The organism is Mesorhizobium huakuii (genome assembly GCF_030160235.1).
Lineage (GTDB): Bacteria > Pseudomonadota > Alphaproteobacteria > Rhizobiales > Rhizobiaceae > Mesorhizobium > Mesorhizobium huakuii.
Genome location: NZ_BSNY01000065.1, coordinates 1 through 19,965, shown reverse-complemented (window position 1 = coordinate 19,965; position 19,965 = coordinate 1). Strand labels below are relative to the sequence as shown.

20 protein-coding genes are annotated in these 19,965 nt (G+C 65.4%); 14 read left to right on the top strand and 6 right to left on the bottom strand.

Features of this window, described 5'->3' with window-relative positions:
* Position 1 precedes the first annotated feature (1 nt).
* Together QQK95_RS31605 and QQK95_RS31600 are read right to left on the bottom strand one after the other, a co-directional pair.
* Entirely contained in the window at positions 2-676 is a 675-nt protein-coding gene (locus QQK95_RS31605) for an HAD family hydrolase (protein WP_284278424.1), read from the bottom strand.
* Positions 677-782: 106 nt separating this feature from the next.
* Positions 783-1,424, bottom strand: coding sequence for a hypothetical protein (locus tag QQK95_RS31600; protein WP_032933820.1), 642 nt, complete (start codon positions 1,422-1,424; stop codon positions 783-785).
* Positions 1,425-1,615: 191 nt separating this feature from the next.
* On the opposite strand from QQK95_RS31600, the gene QQK95_RS31595 reads away from it, so the two are divergent.
* Genes QQK95_RS31595 through ptsP form a run of 5 tightly spaced genes read left to right on the top strand, consistent with a single transcriptional unit; the run spans position 1,616 to position 6,328 of the window.
* Positions 1,616-2,053, top strand: a complete 438-nt coding sequence (locus QQK95_RS31595; RefSeq protein WP_284278423.1) for a transcriptional regulator GutM — start codon at positions 1,616-1,618, stop codon at positions 2,051-2,053.
* A gap of 46 nt (positions 2,054-2,099) precedes the next feature.
* Positions 2,100-2,861: a PTS glucitol/sorbitol transporter subunit IIC gene (srlA, locus tag QQK95_RS31590; protein WP_027047456.1), complete on the top strand. Its 762-nt coding sequence runs from the start codon at positions 2,100-2,102 to the stop codon at positions 2,859-2,861.
* Positions 2,862-2,877: 16 nt separating this feature from the next.
* The gene (srlE, locus tag QQK95_RS31585; protein ID WP_284278422.1) at positions 2,878-3,882 is read left to right on the top strand and encodes a PTS glucitol/sorbitol transporter subunit IIB; all 1,005 of its coding nucleotides are present in this window, start codon (positions 2,878-2,880) and stop codon (positions 3,880-3,882) included.
* Between the two features lie 26 nt (positions 3,883-3,908).
* Entirely contained in the window at positions 3,909-4,289 is a 381-nt protein-coding gene (locus tag QQK95_RS31580) for a PTS glucitol/sorbitol transporter subunit IIA (RefSeq protein WP_284278421.1), read from the top strand.
* 56 nt (positions 4,290-4,345) lie between these two features.
* Complete coding sequence (gene ptsP, locus QQK95_RS31575; RefSeq protein WP_284278420.1) at positions 4,346-6,328, top strand: phosphoenolpyruvate--protein phosphotransferase; 1,983 nt, start codon at positions 4,346-4,348, stop codon at positions 6,326-6,328.
* Positions 6,329-6,351: 23 nt separating this feature from the next.
* On the opposite strand, the gene QQK95_RS31570 is transcribed toward ptsP, so the two are convergent.
* Entirely contained in the window at positions 6,352-7,146 is a 795-nt protein-coding gene (locus QQK95_RS31570) for a hypothetical protein (RefSeq protein WP_284278419.1), read from the bottom strand.
* A 157-nt stretch (positions 7,147-7,303) separates the two neighbouring features.
* Here QQK95_RS31570 and QQK95_RS31565 point away from each other — a divergent pair, with 157 nt between their 5' ends.
* Positions 7,304-8,329: a sugar-binding transcriptional regulator gene (locus QQK95_RS31565; RefSeq protein WP_284278418.1), complete on the top strand. Its 1,026-nt coding sequence runs from the start codon at positions 7,304-7,306 to the stop codon at positions 8,327-8,329.
* Here QQK95_RS31565 and QQK95_RS31560 read toward each other — a convergent pair.
* Genes QQK95_RS31560 through QQK95_RS31550 form a run of 3 tightly spaced genes read right to left on the bottom strand, consistent with a single transcriptional unit; the run spans position 8,316 to position 11,497 of the window.
* Positions 8,316-9,167 (bottom strand): TIGR01459 family HAD-type hydrolase, encoded by an 852-nt coding sequence (locus QQK95_RS31560; RefSeq protein WP_284278417.1) that lies wholly within the window; start codon positions 9,165-9,167, stop codon positions 8,316-8,318. The two genes, QQK95_RS31565 and QQK95_RS31560, sit on opposite strands and share 14 nt — an antisense overlap.
* Complete coding sequence (locus QQK95_RS31555) at positions 9,164-10,438, bottom strand: FGGY-family carbohydrate kinase (protein WP_284278416.1); 1,275 nt, start codon at positions 10,436-10,438, stop codon at positions 9,164-9,166. Before QQK95_RS31555 ends, QQK95_RS31560 begins: the two co-directional genes overlap by 4 nt.
* Positions 10,439-10,453: 15 nt before the next feature.
* On the bottom strand, positions 10,454-11,497 hold the full coding sequence (locus QQK95_RS31550; RefSeq protein ID WP_284278415.1) for a class II aldolase/adducin family protein: 1,044 nt from the start codon (positions 11,495-11,497) through the stop codon (positions 10,454-10,456).
* 183 nt (positions 11,498-11,680) lie between these two features.
* Here QQK95_RS31550 and QQK95_RS31545 point away from each other — a divergent pair, with 183 nt between their 5' ends.
* The 8 genes from QQK95_RS31545 to QQK95_RS31510 all read left to right on the top strand — a co-directional run bounded on the left by QQK95_RS31545 (position 11,681) and on the right by QQK95_RS31510 (position 19,791).
* Complete coding sequence (locus tag QQK95_RS31545) at positions 11,681-12,463, top strand: DeoR/GlpR family DNA-binding transcription regulator (protein WP_284278414.1); 783 nt, start codon at positions 11,681-11,683, stop codon at positions 12,461-12,463.
* Positions 12,460-13,839 (top strand): acetate and sugar kinases/Hsc70/actin family protein, encoded by a 1,380-nt coding sequence (locus QQK95_RS31540; RefSeq protein WP_284278413.1) that lies wholly within the window; start codon positions 12,460-12,462, stop codon positions 13,837-13,839. The genes QQK95_RS31545 and QQK95_RS31540 overlap by 4 nt, the downstream gene beginning before the upstream one ends.
* Complete coding sequence (locus QQK95_RS31535; protein WP_284278412.1) at positions 13,836-15,380, top strand: sugar ABC transporter ATP-binding protein; 1,545 nt, start codon at positions 13,836-13,838, stop codon at positions 15,378-15,380. Before QQK95_RS31540 ends, QQK95_RS31535 begins: the two co-directional genes overlap by 4 nt.
* Positions 15,377-16,369, top strand: coding sequence for an ABC transporter permease subunit (locus QQK95_RS31530; RefSeq protein WP_284278411.1), 993 nt, complete (start codon positions 15,377-15,379; stop codon positions 16,367-16,369). The genes QQK95_RS31535 and QQK95_RS31530 overlap by 4 nt, the downstream gene beginning before the upstream one ends.
* Positions 16,370-16,449: 80 nt before the next feature.
* Entirely contained in the window at positions 16,450-17,388 is a 939-nt protein-coding gene (locus tag QQK95_RS31525) for an ABC transporter substrate-binding protein (protein ID WP_284278410.1), read from the top strand.
* A 69-nt stretch (positions 17,389-17,457) separates the two neighbouring features.
* Positions 17,458-18,351, top strand: a complete 894-nt coding sequence (locus QQK95_RS31520) for a sugar phosphate isomerase/epimerase family protein (protein WP_284278409.1) — start codon at positions 17,458-17,460, stop codon at positions 18,349-18,351.
* A gap of 136 nt (positions 18,352-18,487) precedes the next feature.
* Complete coding sequence (locus QQK95_RS31515; protein ID WP_284278408.1) at positions 18,488-18,841, top strand: cupin domain-containing protein; 354 nt, start codon at positions 18,488-18,490, stop codon at positions 18,839-18,841.
* A gap of 122 nt (positions 18,842-18,963) precedes the next feature.
* Positions 18,964-19,791: an AraC family transcriptional regulator gene (locus QQK95_RS31510; RefSeq protein ID WP_284278406.1), complete on the top strand. Its 828-nt coding sequence runs from the start codon at positions 18,964-18,966 to the stop codon at positions 19,789-19,791.
* Positions 19,792-19,965 lie beyond the last annotated feature (174 nt).

Here is a 19,965-nt window from a genome sequence, read left to right as displayed (position 1 = left end):
TCTACGCCGGCACGCCGAGTCCGGACAATTGCCGGCTAACTTCTTGCCAGTCGGCACAGACGAAATCGGCACCTGCCGCCGTCAGCCGTGCAGCGTGCTCGGCATAGGTGTGGCCGCCGCCGGTGTAGCCGATCGCCGTCATGCCGGCGGCGACCGCGCCCATGATACCGAAGGGCGAGTCCTCAATGACGATGCACTCGGCCGGGTCGGCGCCCATCCTGGCGGCGGCGAACAGGAAGATGTCGGGCGCGGGCTTGCCGTTCTTGACCATGGAGGAACTGTAGATCGCATCTCCGAAGACATGCGCCAGCCCGGTGACGGCCAGGCTGTGATTGATGCGCTCGACGGAGGATGACGAGGCAACGCAGCGGTCGCCCTCGAGCGTTTCCAGAAATGCGGCGATTCCCGGCGTCGGCTTCAATTCCTCGGTGAACAGCACCTTGGTCTCGGCCCAGATATCGCCGTCGGCGGCGGCGGGAAACTGGTGGCCGGTCAGTTCCCTGATCCGGGCGATAATGTCGGACTGCTTCATGCCGACGCATTGGGCGATGATGCCGCCATGGACGCCGGGCATGCCGTGCTTTTCATAGACGCGCTCATAGGCCCTGGCGGCCAGCGGCTCGCTGTCGACGAGAACACCGTCGCAATCGAAGATGATAGGCCTTGGTCGCGCCACGCGCTTGTCTCCTCACGTCAACTTTTCGCACATCGCTATCGGCAAAAAGTCAAATGTTCAATAGTGCGATGTCTCGGGTGCGTTTTGGTGCTGAAACGGCTGACAGTCAAAGCTGGCGGAGCGCATCGCTTGCGCGGCCAGATCCGAGCGCCCGTTGCATGGCTTGCCGGGACTGCGCGCGGTCCGGCGTGATCCAGTTCGGTTCCGCACCAAGGAAGCGGTCGAGGAAAGCCACCGCGTAGGCCGGCATCTCGGTCACGTTCTCGCGATAGGACCACCAGGTGCGCAAATCATCGGCGCATTTGTCGATGCTGGGCGCCTTGCCGAACTCCTGCTCGTAGATCGCCGAAATCACCGAGACGCAGTAATTGGTGTAGAGGAAGCCTTCCGGCCAGAAGCGGATGATTTCCAGCGTGCCGGCATTCTGATCCGTTTCGATGAGCTCGGCGAGACCGGAGATTTCCCTGGCCGGCGCCTGCTTGATCAGCTCGCGCAGCACCAGGCCGGCGGCAAAGACAATGAAGTCGGCGCGGTCGATCGCGGCAAAGCGCTTCTGCGCTTCCATGATCTCGACCCAGTCGAGAAAGGCTCTTGTCAGCTTCGCCTCGTCGATCTCGAAGCGCACGCCGAACGTGTCGGAGACCACCTTGGCGCTGCCGCGGAAAGTGGCGCGGAACCAGCGCAGCTGCCGCAGCCGGTGGCGCAGGTCGGGCATAAGGGCCAATTCATCCCTGAAGGGCAGTTCCATTGCATGCATCCCGTTTGACGACAGGCTAGCACAGCCATGCCGCCACCGAAATCGGCGACGGCCCTGTGGATGACCGTGGTTGAGGTCAATATCATACATATTGACATTCGCGGAAACAAATGTTCTCACTTTGCTGTTGTCGTGCGCCGGTCCAAGGTGCAGCTCAACATAGGCTTCGGGAGGAGAACCGAATGGCGATTTGGCAGTGGGGACTGCTTCTGCTGGTTATTGTGTGGGCGCTGCAGTCGCTCGGCGTCTGGCTGCAGATGCGGCACTATTCGGATGTCTTCCGGGGCGTCACCGACCAGTACAAGGACGGCTTCGTCGGAGCCGGCAATTTTCGCGGCCGGCTGGCCAAGGGCACCATCGCGCTCATCGTGGTCACGCCTGACCTGATCGTGCGCCGCCTGATGGTGATGAGCGGCCGGTCCGTCTTCACCAAGTTCAAGAGACATGAAGAATTCGAGGGTGTTCCCCTCGATCGAGTCCGGTCCAACCCTGCGATCATGGGGGAGGGGGAACCCGGTGTGGCCGAGGCCGTGAAGCGGGCGATCGAACAGATCGACAAAGCACGGTCGGAGCCGGGGAAGAAGCCGGGTCTATCCGGTTTGAACGTAGCAAGGGCCTAGAGGACGCACCGGCTGGCATAACCGGCGGGCGGCATAAGGAGGAGAAATGTCTGTATTTTCGTTGTTGGCGCAGCATGCCGACATGGCCGTGCACAATCTGCATGTCGCAGGTGCCATGGTCTCGGATGCTGCATTGCATGGCAAGCTCGCCGTCGAGCATGCATCCGACCATCTCGTTGTCCTGGCGCAAGCGGACAGCGGACCCATAACCGTCGATCAGTTCAAGGAAAAGCTGAAGGAAGTCCAGCAGGAAGAGCAGCTCGGCTGGCTGACCGCCATCGGCAAGTACTTCATAGGCATCTTCCAGAAGGGCGGCGAAGTGTTCGCCGGCTTCGTCACCGGCATCATTCCGACGCTGGTGGTGCTGATGACCGCCTTCTACGCCGTTACCGAACTGGTCGGCGAGGAGCGCGTGCATGGCCTGGCGCGCGGCGCCGGCAGGATTGCCTTGACCCGCTATACGCTACTGCCGCTGCTGGCGGTGTTCTTCCTCACCAATCCGATGGCCTATACGTTCGGATCGTTCCTGGAAGAAAAGCACAAGCCGGCCTTCTATGACGCGGCCGTGTCTTACGTGCATCCGCCGCTCGGCCTGTTCCCGCACATCAATCCGGGCGAATATTTCGTCTGGGGCGGCATTCTCGTGGCTCTGCTCGAACTTGAAAAGAAGGGCGTTGTCGTCGCCGGTTACCACGTCAAGGTGGCGATCTGGTACGCCATTGTCGGCCTCGTCGTCATCCTGCTCAAGGGCATGCTGACCGAGCGCATCACCACCATCATGGCACGCCGCCAGGGCGTCGAGCTGTAAGGGCGGGGAGGACATCATGGACAGGACATTCAAAGCCGTAAAGATTTCCCGGGGCAACACAGGCTGGGGTGGCCCGCTTGTCATCGAGCCGACCGCCCAGCGCGACAAGGTCGTCTCCGTCACCGGCGGCGGCATCCATCCCGTCGCCCAGCTCATCGCCGACATGACCGGCGCCACGGCCGTCGACGGCTTCAAGGCGCCGCCGATCGAAGGCGAGATGGCGGTGGTCGTCGTCGACTGCGGCGGCACCGCACGCTGCGGCGTCTATCCGCGCAAGCGCATTCCGACCGTCAATCTGACGCCGGTCGGCCAGGCTGGGCCGCTCGCCCAGTTCATCACCGAGGACATCTACGTTTCGGGCGTGAAGCCGGCCAACGTCACAATGGCGGACGGATCCGAGGCGGTCACCACCGCGGGGGGAGCAGCATCGATGAGTTCAAGCAATAGTACCGCTGCCGCGGCGCCACAGCCGCTGCCGAGCGAAGGCGGGCTTATCGGCCTGATCAGCTCGATCGGCCGCGTCATGGGCCGGGTGGTCGGCATCTTCTTCAATGCCGGCCGCCGCACGATCGACCAGGTGGTGCGCAACGTGCTGCCGTTCATGGCCTTCGTGACCATGCTTATCGGCCTGATCCTCTACACCGGCATCGGTGACGTGCTCGCCCAGCCGATGGGACCTCTGGCCAACAACATCGTCGGCCTGCTGATCATCTCGGCCATTTGCGGCCTGCCGTTCCTGTCTCCTATCCTGGGGCCAGGCGCCGTCATCGCGCAGGTCATCGGCGTGGCCATCATCGGTCCGCAGATCGCCAACGGCACGATTTCGCCGGCGATGGCTCTCCCGGCGCTGTTTGCCTACAATACCCAGGTGGGCTGCGACTTCGTTCCCGTCGGCCTGGCACTCGGTGAAGCCAAGCCGAAGACGATCGAAATCGGGGTGCCGGCGGTGCTCATCAGCCGCCAGATCATGGGCCCCGTATCCGTGCTGATCGCATGGGTCGTCAGCCTGATCGTGTTCTAAGGAAATAAGAGAATGAGGTTCGCCACATGACGGTTCTGCTGAGAACACGGGTCACTTCCATCGGGCCCGAAGTGGCGGATCTCGCCGAAGGGGGCGTGGTCATCCTGTTCGCGGATGGCTCGCCGCCTGAGCTTGCCGAGGTCTCGGTACTCCACAAGACGGAGCTCGGACCCAGCGACGGCGCGCCGCAAAAGGGCGCGTCGATCACCCTTGGTCCGGTTTCCGCGGTCATAACCGCCGTCGGCTCCAGCGCGTGGAGCAAGGTGCTCGAGATGGGCCACGTCGTCATCTCGTTCAACGGCGCCAGCGAGGCCGAGAGGCCGGGCGAAATCTGTGCATCGCAGGTCGATGCCCAGGCGCTCGTGGCCGCCCTGAGGACGGACGCGATCATCACCATCGCCGCCTGAAGCATTCGCGCCGCAATCCATCTGGTCTCGGCGCCCAAAAAAGCAGAGTATTTGCCATGGAACGCTCGACCATCGTCAGAGTGCATGAAGGTTTGCACGCCCGTCCCGCCACGCGGTTCGTCAAGCTCGCCAAGGGCTTCGAATCCGACGTCGAACTGGTCAAGGACGGCAAGGCGGTCAGCGCCAAGAGCTCGGTCAAGCTGATGCTGCTGGCGGTCAAGGAAAACCAGGAAGTCACCGTGCGGGCGAACGGTGCCGACGCCATCGAGGCCATCGAAGCGCTGATCGGCTATCTCGAAAACCCCAAGGCGGGTCTCGACGACGAAGCCGAGCCGCAGAGCCCGGCGAATGACGCCGGCCAGGCGGCACCCGCACCGGCGCGCCAATCCGTGCCGACGGCATCAGGCGAGGCGAACGGCTTGCGCGGTGTCGCGGCCAGCGAGGGCGTCGCGATCGGGCCGGCCTTCGCGCATTTCCCGCCCGAGATCGCCGGACAGGGCCGCATGCTGCAGGCCGACGAGATCGCCGGCGAGATCGACAGGTTCCGTGCCGCCGTCGCCGCGGTCCAGGCGCGCATGGACCGGGCCCTGGCGCAGGACAGCCTGTCGGCCGGGGACCGCGGCATCGTCGCCGCACTCAGGGATATCGCCGCCGACGACAGCCTGACCGGCGAGGCCGAAAAGGCGATCAAGGGCGGCAATGACGCGGTCTCGGCCGTCATCACGGCCGCTTCCACCATCGCCGCCGATTTCAGCGCCGTCGACGATCACTATCTCAACGCGCGGGCCGACGACGTCCATGCCGTCGGGCGGCAGATCTGTCTGGTGCTGCTCGGCCAGGACGATGTCAGCCTCGAAAGCATCCCCGAAGGCGCCATTCTGATCGCCGACGACATCGGCGCCTGGGATCTGGCGCGGGCGCCGCTGAAGCGCATCGGCGGGGTCATTTGCGGCCATGGCGGCGCGACCTCGCACATCGCCATCATCGCCCGCTCGCACGGCATTCCGGCGGTGCTGGGCCTCGGCGACCAGGTCAACGCCTTGCGCACCGCCCCCGACGTGGCGCTCGACGGCAACACCGGCCATGTGATCATCGACCCCGACGAGGCGACGCGCGCCGACTATGCCGGCCGTGTCGAAGCTGCGGCGAAGGAGCGCGCCGGCCTGACCGCCTTCAAGACGGTGACGCCGAAGCGCGCCGACGGCAAGGTGATCGAGGTCGCGGCCAATATCGGCTCGCTGGAGGAAATCGAGGCGGCGCAGGAAGCTGGCGCCATGGGCGTCGGCCTGTTTCGCACCGAGCTTCTGTTCATGCGCCACATGCACCTGCCTTCGGAGGACATGCAAGCCGAAACCTATGCGGCGCTGGCCAAGGCCTTCGCACCCTATCCGGTCATCGTGCGCACGCTCGACATCGGCGGCGACAAGCCGATCGCCGGCATCGAGTTTCCCGACGAGGAAAACCCCTTTCTCGGCTGGCGCGGCATTCGCATGTGCCTCGACCGGCCCGATATCTTCAAGCGCCAGCTCAGGGCGCTGCTGCGGGCAGCCGTGCACGGCAACATCAAGGTGATGCTGCCGATGGTGTCCGACATTTCCGAAGTCACGCGCACCCGCGCACTGCTCGATGAATGCGCCGCCGAACTCAAGGTCGAAGGCGTGCCTTATGCGACATTCGATCTCGGCGTGATGATCGAAACCCCGGCCGCCGTGCTGATCGCCCCGGCATTGGCCAAGGAAGTGGCCTTCTTCTCGATCGGCACCAACGACCTGACCCAGTACATCATGGCTGCCGACCGGCTCAACCCGACCGTGGCCAAGCTCAACGATGTCACCAATCCGGCGGTCATGTCGGCGATCGAACTGACGGCCAAAGCCGGCGTCGCCGCCGGCATCATGGTGGGCATGTGCGGTGAGGCCGCCGGACGCCCGGATCTGATCCCTGCCTTCATCGAGATGGGCCTGACCGAGCTTTCGATGAGCCCGGCCTCGATACAGCGCGCCAAGAAGGCGATCACGGCCATGACGGCCGGAGACTAGATTTCCGGAAGCGCTGCTCGGGCTTACGGCAAATGCGCAAGCAAGGTGGCAAAGACTGGTGTCAGTTCATCGACCGGGCTTGCCTTGCCGCAGGCCTGAGCGATGCGGTCGTGGCGGATATCGGCAGCGAGGATTGCTATCTCCAGCATGTCGGGCTCCGGCGCACCGTCGCGGCCGGTTGTCGCCAGGCCGCAGGCCAGAACCACCGGCGCCAGGCAGCTTATGTCAAGCGCGCGCTCCCCGACCGTTTCAGGCGCGGCTTCGCCAAAGCGCACCGGACGCTGGCTGAGCAGCTCGACCAGCAGCGCCGCGCAGGTGGCCGCGATTGCTTGCAGCCCGGTGCCCGGTGCGGTCAACGCGGCCAGGAGATCACCATGGCGCTTGCGCATCGTGGCATGCGCGGCGGCGAAATCGGCTTCGTGTATGCGGGCATTGTCGATCTTCAGCCCGGCGAGCACCGCCTTGGTCAAATAATACATGTCGCGCCGGAACAGGCGCTCGGCGCTCAACTGCTGGTCTTCGTTTCCGGCCGGAAAGTAGGTGCCGAGGCCTTTCACGGTCGTGCCGTCCACCTTGATCGGGCGCTCGTGCGGAACAAAGGATTCGGCGATCGACAGCGCCTCGTCGACGGCGCTGGCGGCATGACTGAGCAGCCCTTCGATGCCCTTGCCCGGAAACGGCGGCAGATGGCTGGTCGCTTCGCGCAGCACGCTGGCGTCACCGGTGCCGTCATGTCGGCTTTGCCGAATGATGTCGCGGACTTCCCGCAACCGGTCCTTCAAATTGACGCGGACGTCCTCGGAGATTTGTCGCAGCATCGCGGTCTGCCTCGAAAGTGCCTTGCAGGGCGGCCGGCGAAGGGCCAGCCGCCGACTCTACATTGTTCCTATCGATTGGTAGATCAATAGGCGATACTAGACCAGCATGCAGAATCGGCGACGACGCGCTCGTCCGTCGCCGCGGGGGAGGGATGATTTGGCCAGGCGACGACAAACCGGAGAGGGGCGGGCCGGAGAGGGGCGGGCGGAAGCCGAGACGACCGAGCAGGTCGCTAGCGAAAGCCGGACGGATCGCCTCAGGATTCGCGCCGCCTGGATGTATTTCGTCGAGCAGATGACGCAGAACGAGATCGCCGACGTGCTTGGCGTCGGCCGCGTCACCATCGTGCGCATGCTGGCCGAGGCGCGTTCGCGCAACGAGGTGAAGATCACCATCGAAAGCGAATTGTCGGAGATCGTGCGGTTGGAGCGCGCGCTGGAGCGGACGTTCGGCCTGCAGCAGGCGCTGGTCGCACCGCTTACCGCGCCCAATGCCGATCCGATCCCGGCAATCAGCGCCAAGACGGGCAGTTTCCTGTCCGACACGATGAAGTCAGGCATGCGCGTCGGCGTCGGCTGGGGCCGGACGCTGTTCTCCAGCCTGCCCTTCATCAGCGCCAAGTCGCTCACCGATTTCAAGGTCATTTCGCTGCTGGGCGGTGTCGGCGTCGTGCGGCGCTACAACCCGGCCGAGTTCGCCTGGCGCTTCGCCCAGATCTTCCAGGGCGACGGCTATCTGATCCCGACGCCGGCCGTCGTCGACAGCGTCGAGACCAAGATCGCGCTGGTCGAGCGCTGCGGCCTGCAGGAGGTCTTTGAAATGGCCAACGTGCTCGATGCGGTTCTGCTGAGCGTCGGCGGCATCGCTTCGGCCACCACCTTCTCCCGCGGCGGCTTTCTCAAGGAAGCGGACCGCGAGGCGCTGCTCGAGCGTGGCGCCGTCGGCGATCTCCTGTTCCATTTCTTCGACCGCAATGGCGATCTGGTCGACCATCCCGTCAACAGCCATGTGATGTCGGTGGAGGTCGACCGCCTGCGCGCGGCGCCGATCCGCATCCTGACCTCAGGCGGCGAGGAGAAGACCGAGGCGCTGCTCGGTGCGATGAACTTGATCGCGCCGACGATCCTGATCACCGACGAGGAAAGCGCCAAGCGCATGCTCGAAGCGGTCAGCGCAAGCTGAAAGATGCCGTGATGTAATCGGGCCAGGCCTGCTGCTCGTCAAAAACGGCGGCGAGATCCGGTGTGTCCGCCAATATGCCGCCGAGCACCAGCGCCGTGGCGACGCTGGCGCCGTTTCCGCCCGCTATGTCATGCTCGACGCTGTCGCCGACGCAGACCACGCTGCCGCGCTCAGGCTCGCCGGCCAGCGCCAGGGCCGCATCGAAGATCGCCGGAAAGGGCTTGCCGATGCGGGTGACGCTGCCGCCCAGGCTTTCGTAGAGATCGGCGATTTCGCCGGCGCCGAAGCGGGGTCCGACCGCCGTCAGCATGATCCTGTCGGGGTTGGTGCAGAAGCACGGCACCTTCCGCTCTACCGCCGGGGCGAGCAGTTCGCGGTAGTGGTCGAGGTCGTGGCGGTCGCCTTCGCTGGCCGAGATCAGCACCAGTTCGGCGTCCTCGCCGGCCTCGGTCAGCACGAAGGGCAGGCCCTCGATCGCCGTGCGGTCGTTGTCGCGGCTGATCAGCAGGCATTTTGTCCCCGGACGCAGCTTTCCCGATGCCGCCATGTCGTTGAAGGACCGCCACGCCACCTCGCCGGAGGAGACAAAATGGTCCCAGCTGCCGGCGGCGAAGCCGAGTTTCAGCAGGCGGTCCTCATTGGGCCTGGCGCGCTTGCCGGAATTGGAGATCAGCACCACCGTCTTGCCGGCGCGCTTCAGCGCCGACAATGCCTCTACCGCGCCTGCGTAAGGAGCCTGGCCGTCATGCAGCACGCCGAACTGGTCGAGCAGGAACACCTGGTAGCGCTGAGCCAGCGGCCCGATACCGTCGAGGCGTTCGATTGTTTTCGTGCTCATAGCAGCCCCGCCTTGCTCGCACCCTTGAGCGCCAGCCGCGCCGTGCCGGCCGCCGCCTCATCGGAAAGTGTGGGCAGGAAATCGACGCCGAGCTTGCGTTGCCGGATCGCCGTCCAGGCCGGATTTGCGGCGCCGCCGCCGACGCTCCTGACCGAGGTCAGCGCCGGCGCGCCGAGTTCAGCCAGCCTGCGGTAGCCGAGCGCCTCGATCGCGGCCATGCCTTCGAACATCGCCTTGAGATAGTCGGCATCATCAGCTGGTCGCGGCGATAAACGCGGTGGCAAGGTGGGATCGGCGATTGGAAAGCGCTCGCCCGATGCGCCGAGCGGATAATAGTCGAGCCCGGTTTCGGTCATGGGATCGATTGCCGCGCTGAGTTCTATGATGCGTGCCAGCGGAAAATGGAGCGCCAGCACCTTGCCACCGGAATTCGATGCGCCGCCGGCCAGCCAGGTGTCGCCGAGGCGATGGCTGTAGATGCCGAAACGCGGCGCCGAGATCGGTCGGTCGGAGAGGATCTTGATGGTGAGCGAGGATCCCAGCGCCGTGACGCCGTCGCCAGCCGCCGTGGCGCCGGTCGCCAGGAACGAGGCACAGCCATCCGTGGTGCCGGCGACCACGACCACATCGCCCGACAAGCCGAACAGCTCCGCGGCGGCCGCGGTGAGCGTGCCAGTAACGTCGCCAGGCTCGACGACATGAGGCAGCAAGTCCATGCGCATGCCGGTGGCCGCGATCCAGTCCGGCCAGCGGCGCGCCTCGACGTCATAGCCTGTCTTCAGCGCATTGTTCTCGTCGCTGATGTCGAAGCGGCCGGACAGGTTTGCGGCGATCCAGTCGGCCTGGTGCAGCACGGCCGCGATGCCGGGCAGATGCTGGAACCGCAACGCCTTGGCGAGGCCGGAAGTCGCGCCATGCGCGGCGCTCGCCTCCGGCGCCTCGCGGGCGATGGCGGCAAGGGTGTCGGCGTCGTCGACCTTGTCGTTGTACATCAGCGGCTCAGTCAGCGGCCGCCCGGCGGCGTCGACCGGCAGCAGCGTGCCCGACGTGCCGTCGACGGCGATGGCGCGGACAGCAGTGCGGTCGATGCCCGAAAGCAGTTCCGTCAGAGCCGCCTGGACCGCTTGCCACCATGCCGAGGGGGCGCGGGGATCCTGGCCGAATCTATCGAGCCGAACGGCTGACTGGCCGGCAATCGAAAAATCCGGGCGCACGGCGACGGCGCGCGCGCCCGACGTGCCGATGTCGATGCCGATGAAAAGGGGCATCATGTCTTCAGTCCTTTGCTAGCCACCCGTGGCATTCAGCTTCTGGCGATACTGCTCGGCGTCCCAATTGACCAGTTCGTCATTCTCGGCGGCAGTGAGATAATTCAGCCGCGCGGCGACATCGACGCGTGCGGTCACATCGGCGAGGCAGCGCTGCATGGCGTCGGCGCCGGCACTGGCGTCACCGCGCATCAGTGCGCCCGCGCCGGGGAACAGGATCGCCACGGGGGCCGTGCCGAGGCGCGCGGCGACCCCCGCCGCGTTCTCGCCCGGCTTGGCCACCACCGAACCCTGGCCGAGGAAGATGACATGGTCGGGATAGAGGCTGCCGGCCTCGGCCATGCGGCGGCTTTCCTCATCGAGCGCGACCGCATGCGCCTCGATATCCGCCGGCAATCGGTAGACGCTGCCGTCGGCAAGCGCCGCCAGGGCCGCGATGTCGGGCGCGGCGGTTGCGCGCGCCGGCCGTGCCAGCAACGAGCGGACGCGGTGGAGCAGCCGCTCCGCCTCGGCGACGGTTTCGGCGGCGACGACCAGCCCATGATTGCCAAGGATAAGCACATCGACACCAGGCCGCAGTTTTTCGGCAATGCCACGAGCGAGCGGCAGGCCTGGCCGGCAATAGGGCACATAGGCCCATTCGATGCCGCCCAGCCGCCTGGCGACCTCGGCCTCGGCGTCGGCCTGCACGGCAAGCGAAATCGTGTCGACGCAGTGGACATGCAGAACCACGCGTTGCGGCATCAAGGCATGCACCGTGGTTTCGATCGACGGGCGCAGGCCGCGCGGATTGAGTTCATCGATGGCGAAGGCCTGCGGCGTGTCGGCGGCGGGATCGCGCTCTTCGACCGCCTTGAGCAGCGGCGCCATCGCAACCGGCACCATGATGTCGTCGCTCAGCGCATCCCTCAGCCATGTGCCGGAGGCCTTGATCCACAGCGTGTCGCCGGCCTTGAGCGAGGTGTTGCCGCCCGCCGCCTGGGTCATATGCGGGTTGAGCCCGATGCCCGCTGAAAGCGTCCGCAAGGCCGCCAGTTCCTGCGCGTCAGCTTGGGTTGCCATGGCGCCTTTCCTTCAACGCTTGCCCGGGATCCCGCCACCGGGACCGGGTGTTGGCGCTGATATCGCAGATGCGAGCGACTTACGTCAACAGTGATCTACTATCATCAAAACCAGCTTGCAATCTGACTAATGTTGAGTAAGTTGCACCAATTGCCGTGGAAAATGGCATTAGGGAGGAAAGAGTTGAGCGACTCCGGCCGCCAGCGTCAGATCGTCGAACTGCTGCGGGACCGCCCGTTCGCCTCGGTGCGCGAGCTGCAGGAGCGGCTTGGCGTCTCGGCGGCGACGGTCAGGCGCGACATCGACCGGATCGACGAGGCCGGCGAGGCGCGCAAGGTCTATGGCGGTATCTCGGCGCTCGACGGCGCATCGCATGCGGGTGTCGCCTATGCCCGGCCCTATGACGAGAACCGTGACCTCGCGGTCGATGCCAAGCGGCAGATCGCGGCCATCGCGGCGACCATGGTGCGCGATGGCGACGCGGTCATCGTGCATGGCGGCTCGACCTGCTTCCATCTCGGCGTCAAGCTCGCCGAGCGCAATATCCGCCTCTACACCAATTCGATGCCGCTCGCGGCCTATCTCAGCGACCATGGCCATTGCAGCCTGACCGTTGCCGGCGGCGAGCTGCATCGCGAGCCCGGCATCATCCACTCGCTGACCCAGGCGACGCCCTTCTACGCCTCGAAATTCTTTCTCGGCGCGCAAGGCCTCAACCAGGAAGGCGTGCTGGAATCGCATCCGTTGCTGGTGCGCTCCATTGTCGATCTCAGCCTCTGCGCCGACCAGATCGTGGTGCTGGCCGACAGCCGCAAACTGTCGATCCACGCGCGCAATGTCGCGCTGCCGCTGTCACGCATCGGCACGCTGATCACCGATGATGGTCTTTCGGATGCCGATGCGCGCATGCTGGAAGATGCCGGCGTCATGGTGCGGATCGCGTCCACCTCGGGAGCCGTCCCGTGAAAGTGGCGGTGCTCGATTTCGGCAAGACCAATTCGAAGCTGTTCGTCTTCGGCCAGGACGGACGCATCCTCGACGAGCGCCGGACCCAGCCGAAATGGACGCGCCAGGACGGCTTCAGCGTGCTCGACGAGGCCGATCTCCATGACTGGGCGCTCGGTGCGGTCACGGACGCGGTCGAAAACCATGGTGTGCAAGGGGCGATGGTGTCGGGCCACGGCTGCACCTTTGCCCTCGTGAACGACGTGGCGCTGACGCATCCGATCCTCGACTACGAGCAGGAGCCACCGGCCGAAATCGCTGCCCGGATCGATCGACGCATTCCGGATTTTGCCGAGACGTTCTCGCCGCGCCTGCCGCTCGGCTTCAACTATGGCCGTCACATGCTGTGGCTGCAGGAGGTCGATGCCGATGCGTTCGCGGCGGCGAAATCGATCCTCGGCTATCCCCAGTACTGGAGCTGGCGCCTCGGCGGCAGGCCGGTCTCGGAAGTATCCTACCTCGGCTGCCATTCGCATCTGTGGGCGCCGCGCCGCCAGGACTTTTCATCATTGGTCGATGCCGAGGGGTGGCGCGGCCAGATGCCGGCGTTCGCGCGCGCCGGCGCGGTCGTCGGCGAGCGGCTTCTTGGCGGAGCGGCACGGCCAATCGCCATCCACAATGGCGTCCACGACTCCAATGCGGCGCTCCATGCCTATCGCCGCCAGGGGCTTGGCCGGCTGACCGTGGTGTCGACCGGCACCTGGGTCGTCGTGCTCAATCCCGACTGCCCGCTGGACGTGCTCGACCGTGACCGCGACATGCTGGTCAATGTCGATGTCGACGGCGGCCCGGTGCCGACCATCCGCTTCATGGGCGGGCGCGAGTTCGCCGCCATCAGCGGTGGCTGGCAAGGCGCGATCCCGCAAGGCGCGATCCGGCAAGCGATCGACGCCGGCATCATGGCGCTGCCGAGCTTCGCGCCGGGCGGGCCGATGCCGGACCGTCCCGGCCGACTGGTCGGGCGCACGCCCGACGCCTCAGAGCGCGCCGCGGCGGCCCTGCTCTACGTGGCGCTGATGGTCGATCTCTGCCTTGACCTCATCCATTCGCAAGAAACTGTCATTGTCGATGGCGGGCTGAACACTGGCGGCCTGCTTGCCGGACTGCTGGCTGAGCTGCGTCCCGGCCAGGCTTTCCTGCAGGGGGCCACGCTGGAGGGCAGCGCCACGGGCGCGGCGGCACTTGCCTTCGAGAGCGTCGGGCGCGACTTCGCCGCCGAGGCGCCGGAGCCGGTGGATGCGGCGCGTTTCGGCGGCCTTTCCGGCTATCGCGACGCCTGGCGCGACCGCGTCGGCGGGCAGGGTGCGGCCATCAAGGCGGCGGGTGGTGCACGATGAGCGCGACCGCGCAGAAACAGCCAAGCCGCCAGCCTGTGCTGGAGATGCGTCACATCTCCAAGACCTTCGGTGCGATCCGCGCCTTGCAGGATGTTTCGCTCACCGTCCATGCAGGCGAGCTGCACGCGCTGATGGGCGAGAACGGCGCCGGCAAGTCGACGCTGATGAAGGTGTTGTCGGGCGCTTATCGGCCGGATGCCGGCGGCGAGATCCTGATCGATGGCGTGCCCGCCGCGACCGGCGATCCGATCAAGGCGCGCGCGGCCGGCATCGCGGTGATCTATCAGGAACTGTCTCTGGCGCCCAATCTGACGGTGGCGCAGAACATCTTCCTCGGCAACGAGCCGCGGCGCTTCGGTATTGTCGACCGCGATCAGTGCAACCGGCGGGCGAACGAAATCATCGCGCGGCTCGGGGTCTCCTTCTCGGCGCGCGCGCTGGTCTCCAGCCTGTCGCTCGGTGAGCGCCAGCTTGTCGAAATTGCGCGGGCGCTGTCGACCAATGCGCGCATCATCGTCATGGACGAGCCGACGACGTCCCTGACGTCGCGCGAGACCGACAGCCTGTTCGAAGTGATCGCGACACTGAAGGCGCAAGGCATTGCCATCATCTACATCAGCCATCGCATGGAAGAGGTCTACCAGCTCGCCGACCGCGTCAGCGTGCTGCGCGACAGCGGCTATGTCGGCACGCTGGAGCGCGCCGACCTCAACGCCTCGCGACTGGTCTCGATGATGGTCGGCCGCGACCTCTCCGCCTTCTACAAGAAGGATCATCGTCCGCCGGACGCGAAGCGCGCCATCGCGCTCTCTGTGCGCGGCATGTCCGACGGACGTCTGTTGAAGAACTGTTCGTTCGACCTGCACAAGGGCGAGGTGCTGGCCCTGGCGGGCCTCGTCGGCTCCGGCCGTACCGAACTCGCCAGGCTGATCTTCGGCGCCGACAGGCGCAGCGCCGGCACGCTGGAACTCGACGGCAAGCCGGTCTCCATCGGTTCGCCACGCGAGGCGCTCGATGCTGGCATTGCCTACCTGACAGAGGACCGAAAGGAACTCGGCCTGTTCCTCGACATGTCGATTTCCGACAACATCAGCATGGGCGTGCTGGCAAGGGACGCGCGGGCCGGCGGATTGCGCGACTTCGGCGCCGCCGAAAGGCGCGCGGCGAAAGCTGTTGCCGACCTGTCGATCCGCACCCGCTCGGCGCAGGCGAATGCCGGCTCTCTGTCGGGCGGCAACCAGCAGAAGGTGCTGCTCGCCCGGCTGCTGGAGACCGAGCCGAAGGTCGTCATCCTCGACGAGCCGACGCGCGGCGTCGATGTCGGCGCCAAGTCGGAAATCTACCGGCTGATCGACAACCTCGCCAACCGGGGCATCGCCATCCTGATGATCTCCAGCGAACTGCCCGAGGTGATCGGCGTCGCCGACCGCGTGCTGGTAATGCGCGACGGCGCCATAGCAGGCGAGGTGACGGCATCCGTGGGCGAGCCGCTGCGTCAGGAGGCGATCATGGAACTTGCGACGGGAGCGGCCCAGGAATGACCGACAGAACGACGACGAGCGTGGATCAGGCGGCGGTCAGGAGCCGGCGGCTGCGCACAGCCTTCGCGGCGCTCGGCATGCTGCCGGTGCTGGTGCTGCTGGCGGCGGGCTTCCAGTTCATCAATCCCCGCTTCCTCACCGAGACCAATCTGCTCATCGTCACGCAACAATCGTCGATCAACATCGTGCTCGCCGCCGGCATGACCTTCGTCATCCTGACCGGCGGCATCGACCTGTCGGTCGGCTCCATCCTCGCCGCGTCGGCGATGGTGGCGGTGCTGGTGTCACTGGTGCCCGACTGGGGCCTGCTCGGCGTGCCGGCGGCCATCCTCGTCGGCCTCGGCTTCGGGCTCGTGAACGGGCTGCTCGTCGCCTATATCAGGCTGCCGCCCTTCATCGTCACGCTTGGTTCGCTGACGGCCGTGCGCGGCGTTGCCCGCCTGCTCGGGCAGGACACGACGGTGTTCAACTCGGACCTGCCGTTCGACTTCATCGGCAATGGCTCGCTGTTCGGCATTCCCTGGCTGGTCATCATCGCACTGTCGGTCGTCGTGCTGTCCTGGCTGGTGCTCAAGCGCACCGTGCTCGGCACCTGGATCTATGCCGTCGGCGGCAACGCGGAGGCGGCGCGGCTGACCGGCATCAAGGTGCCGCTGGTGCTGCTCTTCGTCTATGGCGTGTCCGGCCTGCTCGCCGGTCTCGGCGGCGCCATGTCGGCGGCCCGGCTCTACGCCGCCAACGGCCTGCAACTCGGCCAGTCCTACGAGCTCGACGCCATCGCCGCCGTCATCCTTGGCGGCACCAGCTTCGTCGGCGGCGTCGGCTCGATCTGGGGCACGCTGATCGGCGGCCTGATCATCGCGGTGCTGTCCAACGGGCTCATCTTGGCCGGTGTCTCGGACATCTGGCAGTACATCATCAAGGGATTGGTCATCATCGTGGCGGTCGCCCTCGACCGCTACCGGCTCCAGGCAGGGGCGAGAACGTGAGTGACCTGGGTCGCCGGCATCAACGACCGGCTTGTGTAACGCACCGTGAGAGGCGCGGTGCATCGGAGGAAGTAAGCGTAATGAAGACCATCGCCAAACTGCTCTGCGGCGCCGCGTTCGCGGCTATCGCCATCGCGCCGGCATCGGCCAAGGACCTCAACAAGGTCGGCATCTCGGTCGGCCTGCTCGGCAACCCCTTCTTCGTCGCCACCATCAAGGGCATCGAGGACGCGGCCAAGAAGATCAACCCGAAGGTCGAGGTGACATCGGTATCGGCCGATTACGACCTCAACAAGCAGGTCTCGCAGGTCGATTCCTTCATCGCCGCGGGCGTTGACGTGATCATGCTCAACGCGGTCGACGCCAAGGCGATCGCGCCGGCGGTGAAGAAGGCACAGGCTGCCGGCATCATCGTTGCCGCCTTCGACGTCTCGGCGCCGGGCGCCGACGTCACCGTGATGACCAACAACGTCAAGGCCGGCGAGGAGGCCTGCCAGTATCTGGTCGATCATACCGGCGGCAAGGGCGACTACGTCATCCTCAACGGCCCGGCATCCTCGTCGATCCTTGAGCGGGTCAAGGGCTGCAAGAACGTGCTTTCGCAGCATCCCGACATCAAGATCCTCTCCGACGACCAGAACGCCGAAGGTTCGCGCGACGGCGGCCTGAAAGTGTTCCAGTCGCTGCTGACCCGCTTCGACAAGATCGACGCGGTGTTCGCCATCAACGATCCGACGGCGATCGGCGCCCAGCTTGCCGCCAAGCAGCTCAACCGATCGGAATTCATCTTCACCGCGGTCGACGGTGCTCCGGATATCGAAAAGGAGCTCGCTTCCGGTACCTCGATGATCAAGGCCTCGGCTTCGCAGGACCCCTATGTGATGGCCGGCCAGTCGCTGACGATGGCGGCCGAGCTGCTCGCCGGCAAGAAGCCGGCCGAGGCCACGGTGCTCCTCGATCCCAAGCTGATCACCGCCGAGAACCTGAAGGACTACAAGGGCTGGACCGCGGCCCGCTGATCACTCCAACAAGCGCGGCCGGATTTGTCCGGCCGCGCTTTCCTTCATCGCCGCGAACAGGAGACGATCATGGCGCGCATCGGAATCCATTCTTTTGTCTGGTCGGCAAGCTCGGCACAGAGCGAGCTCGAACGCACGCTGGCCAACACCAGGGAGGCCGGCTTCGACCTGATCGAATTCTCCTATCTCGACCCGGCCGATGTCGAAATCGGCAGACTTGCCAAACGCATCGCCGATCTCGGCCTCTGCGTGGCGATCAGCATCGGATTGCCTGGTGACGGCGACATATCGAGCGCCGACAAGGCGGTCGCGGCGCGGGGCGTCGAGATCCTCAACCAGACCATTGCGCTGACGCGCGATCTTGGCGGCCGCAAGGTCGCCGGCATCCTGTCGGCCGGCCATGGCCTGCAGATCGAAGCGCCGACGCGAGATCAGTGGAACCGCAGCGCTGCTGCGCTGGCGAAAGTCGCCGAAACGGCGAAGGCGGCCGGGGTCACGCTCAATCTCGAGATCGTCAACCGCTTCGAAAGCAACCTGCTCAACACCGCCGCGCAAGGTCTCGCCTTCATCGAGGACACCGGCTCGGACAACATCTTCCTGCATCTCGACACGTTCCACATGAACATCGAGGAGGCCGATGTCGGGTTGGCCATCCGCCACGCCGCGGGCAAGATCGGCTATGTTCATATCGGCGAAAGCCATCGCGGCTTCCTCGGCACCGGCAATATCGACTTCGCGGCGATATTCGATGCGTTGACGGCAATCGGCTACACCGACGATCTCAGCTTCGAATCCTTCTCGTCTGAGATCGTCGACGAGAACCTGTCGAAGAAAACCGCGATCTGGCGCAATCTGTGGACCGACAACATGGCACTCGCCAAGCACGCGCGCGCTTTCATCGGCCTCGGGCTGGAGACGGCGCGGCGCAAGGCGGAACTCGTCTCGGCCCGTCACCAGCCGTAGGGCGGTCGCGGGCGGCTGGATTCCCAAGACACACCCCGTCGCGTAAACGCCGCTCGTTGTCGCCACGCATGCATTGCCCCCGTCCCATGCATCGGCTATCCGACCCCTGCGACACATGAAGCAGAAGGAACCCGGTATGACGAACAAGACGATCCTGAAATTCGGTGCGGTCGAACACGCGGAAGCCGGCGACCTGCCAGGCTGGATCGTGGTCGAGGGCCACCCGACCATGCAAACCGCCGTCCAGCACACGACGGAGGACGGCAAGGTTATGTCGGGCACGTGGCGGGCGTCGCCCGGCACCTATCACGCGACCTACACCGACTATGAGTTCGTGCACATGATCGCCGGCCGCATCATCATCACGCCCGACGGCGGCACGCCTGTCGAAGTCGGCCCGGGCGATGCTTTCGTGGTGGAAGCCGATTTCAAGGGAACCTGGAAGATCGTCGAGCCGGTGACCAAGCATTTCGTCGTCCGGGTGGCCTGAACCGCCACATCGATCGCAGAAGCAAGCAGGTCGGCATGTGCCGACCTGCAATACTTTTCTTCAATCCGGCCGCCTTCACCTGTGCTAATTCGACCTGAGTAACTTGTTCAGGGAGCGAAGCAGTGAACGCTCGAAATGCAAAAGAGCACGCCCGGTATTTCACGGCGCCGTCAACGGGTGTCGAATGCCTGACAGCCTCGTTCAGCCAGCATCATTACGCCCCCCACGCGCACGAAACATATGTGATCGGGGCGCTGTCGAGCGGCAAGGCCAGCGTCTTCATTCGCGGCGTGCAGCGTTTTGCCACCGCCGGCGACCTGACCCTTTACAATCCGCACGACGTTCATGACGGCATTCCCAGCATGGACGGCTACAGTTACCGCGTGAGTTACCCCGAGGCCGACCTCATCGTCGACATCGCCTCGGAAATGGCGGGGAGCGGAATCCGCGGCACGCCGTCGTTTCCGGAACCTGTCGTTGAGGACCCGCGGGGCTGCGCTCTCTTCTTCGAGGCGCACCGCGCCTGGGAAGACAATCAGTGCCCGCTGGAAGCCGAAGAGCTGATGCTGCGCAGTTATCGCCACTGCCTGTCCAGGCATGCGCGGGTCGCGCTGAAGCCGGTTGGTACCGAAGCGGGACCAGTCGCACGCGCCGCGGCGGTCATGAGCGAACGGTTCGATGAAAAACTGACCCTTGCCGAACTGGTGAAGGAAGCCAGGCTGCCGCGGCAGCGACTGATCGAAGCGTTCCACCGGGACACCGGATTCACGCCACATGCCTATCTGATCAACCGGCGCGTGGATGCCGCCAAGGCGATGTTGCGGCGCGGCCATGACCCGGCGGACGTCGCGGCCGCCTCCGGCTTCGCAGACCAGGCCCATCTCATCCGCACCTTCAAGGCACGCATCGGCGTCACTCCTGGCGCCTATCAGGCGGCGTTCGCCATGTAGCGGTTTTCGACGGGGCGCTCGCCCCTCGTTTCCCACGGTTCAACAACAACCCAAACGGCGCCGCGAGGCGCCGCAACGAAGGAGCATGTCCCGATGAAACGTATGCCGGAGCCATTCAGGCCCGACTTAAACACCGCCTGTGAGAATATGTCATTAAGTCAGCATGTTAGGCGC

Coding starts and splice junctions, on each gene's coding strand:
- QQK95_RS31595 (WP_284278423.1), top strand. CDS start 1,616: ATGGCGATTTGGCAGTGGGGACTGCTTCTGCTGGTTATTGTGTGGGCG.
- QQK95_RS31525 (WP_284278410.1), top strand. CDS start 16,450: ATGAAGACCATCGCCAAACTGCTCTGCGGCGCCGCGTTCGCGGCTATC.
- QQK95_RS31550 (WP_284278415.1), bottom strand. CDS start 11,497: ATGGCAACCCAAGCTGACGCGCAGGAACTGGCGGCCTTGCGGACGCTT.
- srlE (WP_284278422.1), top strand. CDS start 2,878: ATGGACAGGACATTCAAAGCCGTAAAGATTTCCCGGGGCAACACAGGC.
- srlA (WP_027047456.1), top strand. CDS start 2,100: ATGTCTGTATTTTCGTTGTTGGCGCAGCATGCCGACATGGCCGTGCAC.
- QQK95_RS31535 (WP_284278412.1), top strand. CDS start 13,836: ATGAGCGCGACCGCGCAGAAACAGCCAAGCCGCCAGCCTGTGCTGGAG.
- QQK95_RS31580 (WP_284278421.1), top strand. CDS start 3,909: ATGACGGTTCTGCTGAGAACACGGGTCACTTCCATCGGGCCCGAAGTG.
- QQK95_RS31530 (WP_284278411.1), top strand. CDS start 15,377: ATGACCGACAGAACGACGACGAGCGTGGATCAGGCGGCGGTCAGGAGC.
- QQK95_RS31600 (WP_032933820.1), bottom strand. CDS start 1,424: ATGGAACTGCCCTTCAGGGATGAATTGGCCCTTATGCCCGACCTGCGC.
- QQK95_RS31515 (WP_284278408.1), top strand. CDS start 18,488: ATGACGAACAAGACGATCCTGAAATTCGGTGCGGTCGAACACGCGGAA.
- ptsP (WP_284278420.1), top strand. CDS start 4,346: ATGGAACGCTCGACCATCGTCAGAGTGCATGAAGGTTTGCACGCCCGT.
- QQK95_RS31570 (WP_284278419.1), bottom strand. CDS start 7,146: ATGCTGCGACAAATCTCCGAGGACGTCCGCGTCAATTTGAAGGACCGG.
- QQK95_RS31555 (WP_284278416.1), bottom strand. CDS start 10,438: ATGATGCCCCTTTTCATCGGCATCGACATCGGCACGTCGGGCGCGCGC.
- QQK95_RS31560 (WP_284278417.1), bottom strand. CDS start 9,167: ATGAGCACGAAAACAATCGAACGCCTCGACGGTATCGGGCCGCTGGCT.
- QQK95_RS31520 (WP_284278409.1), top strand. CDS start 17,458: ATGGCGCGCATCGGAATCCATTCTTTTGTCTGGTCGGCAAGCTCGGCA.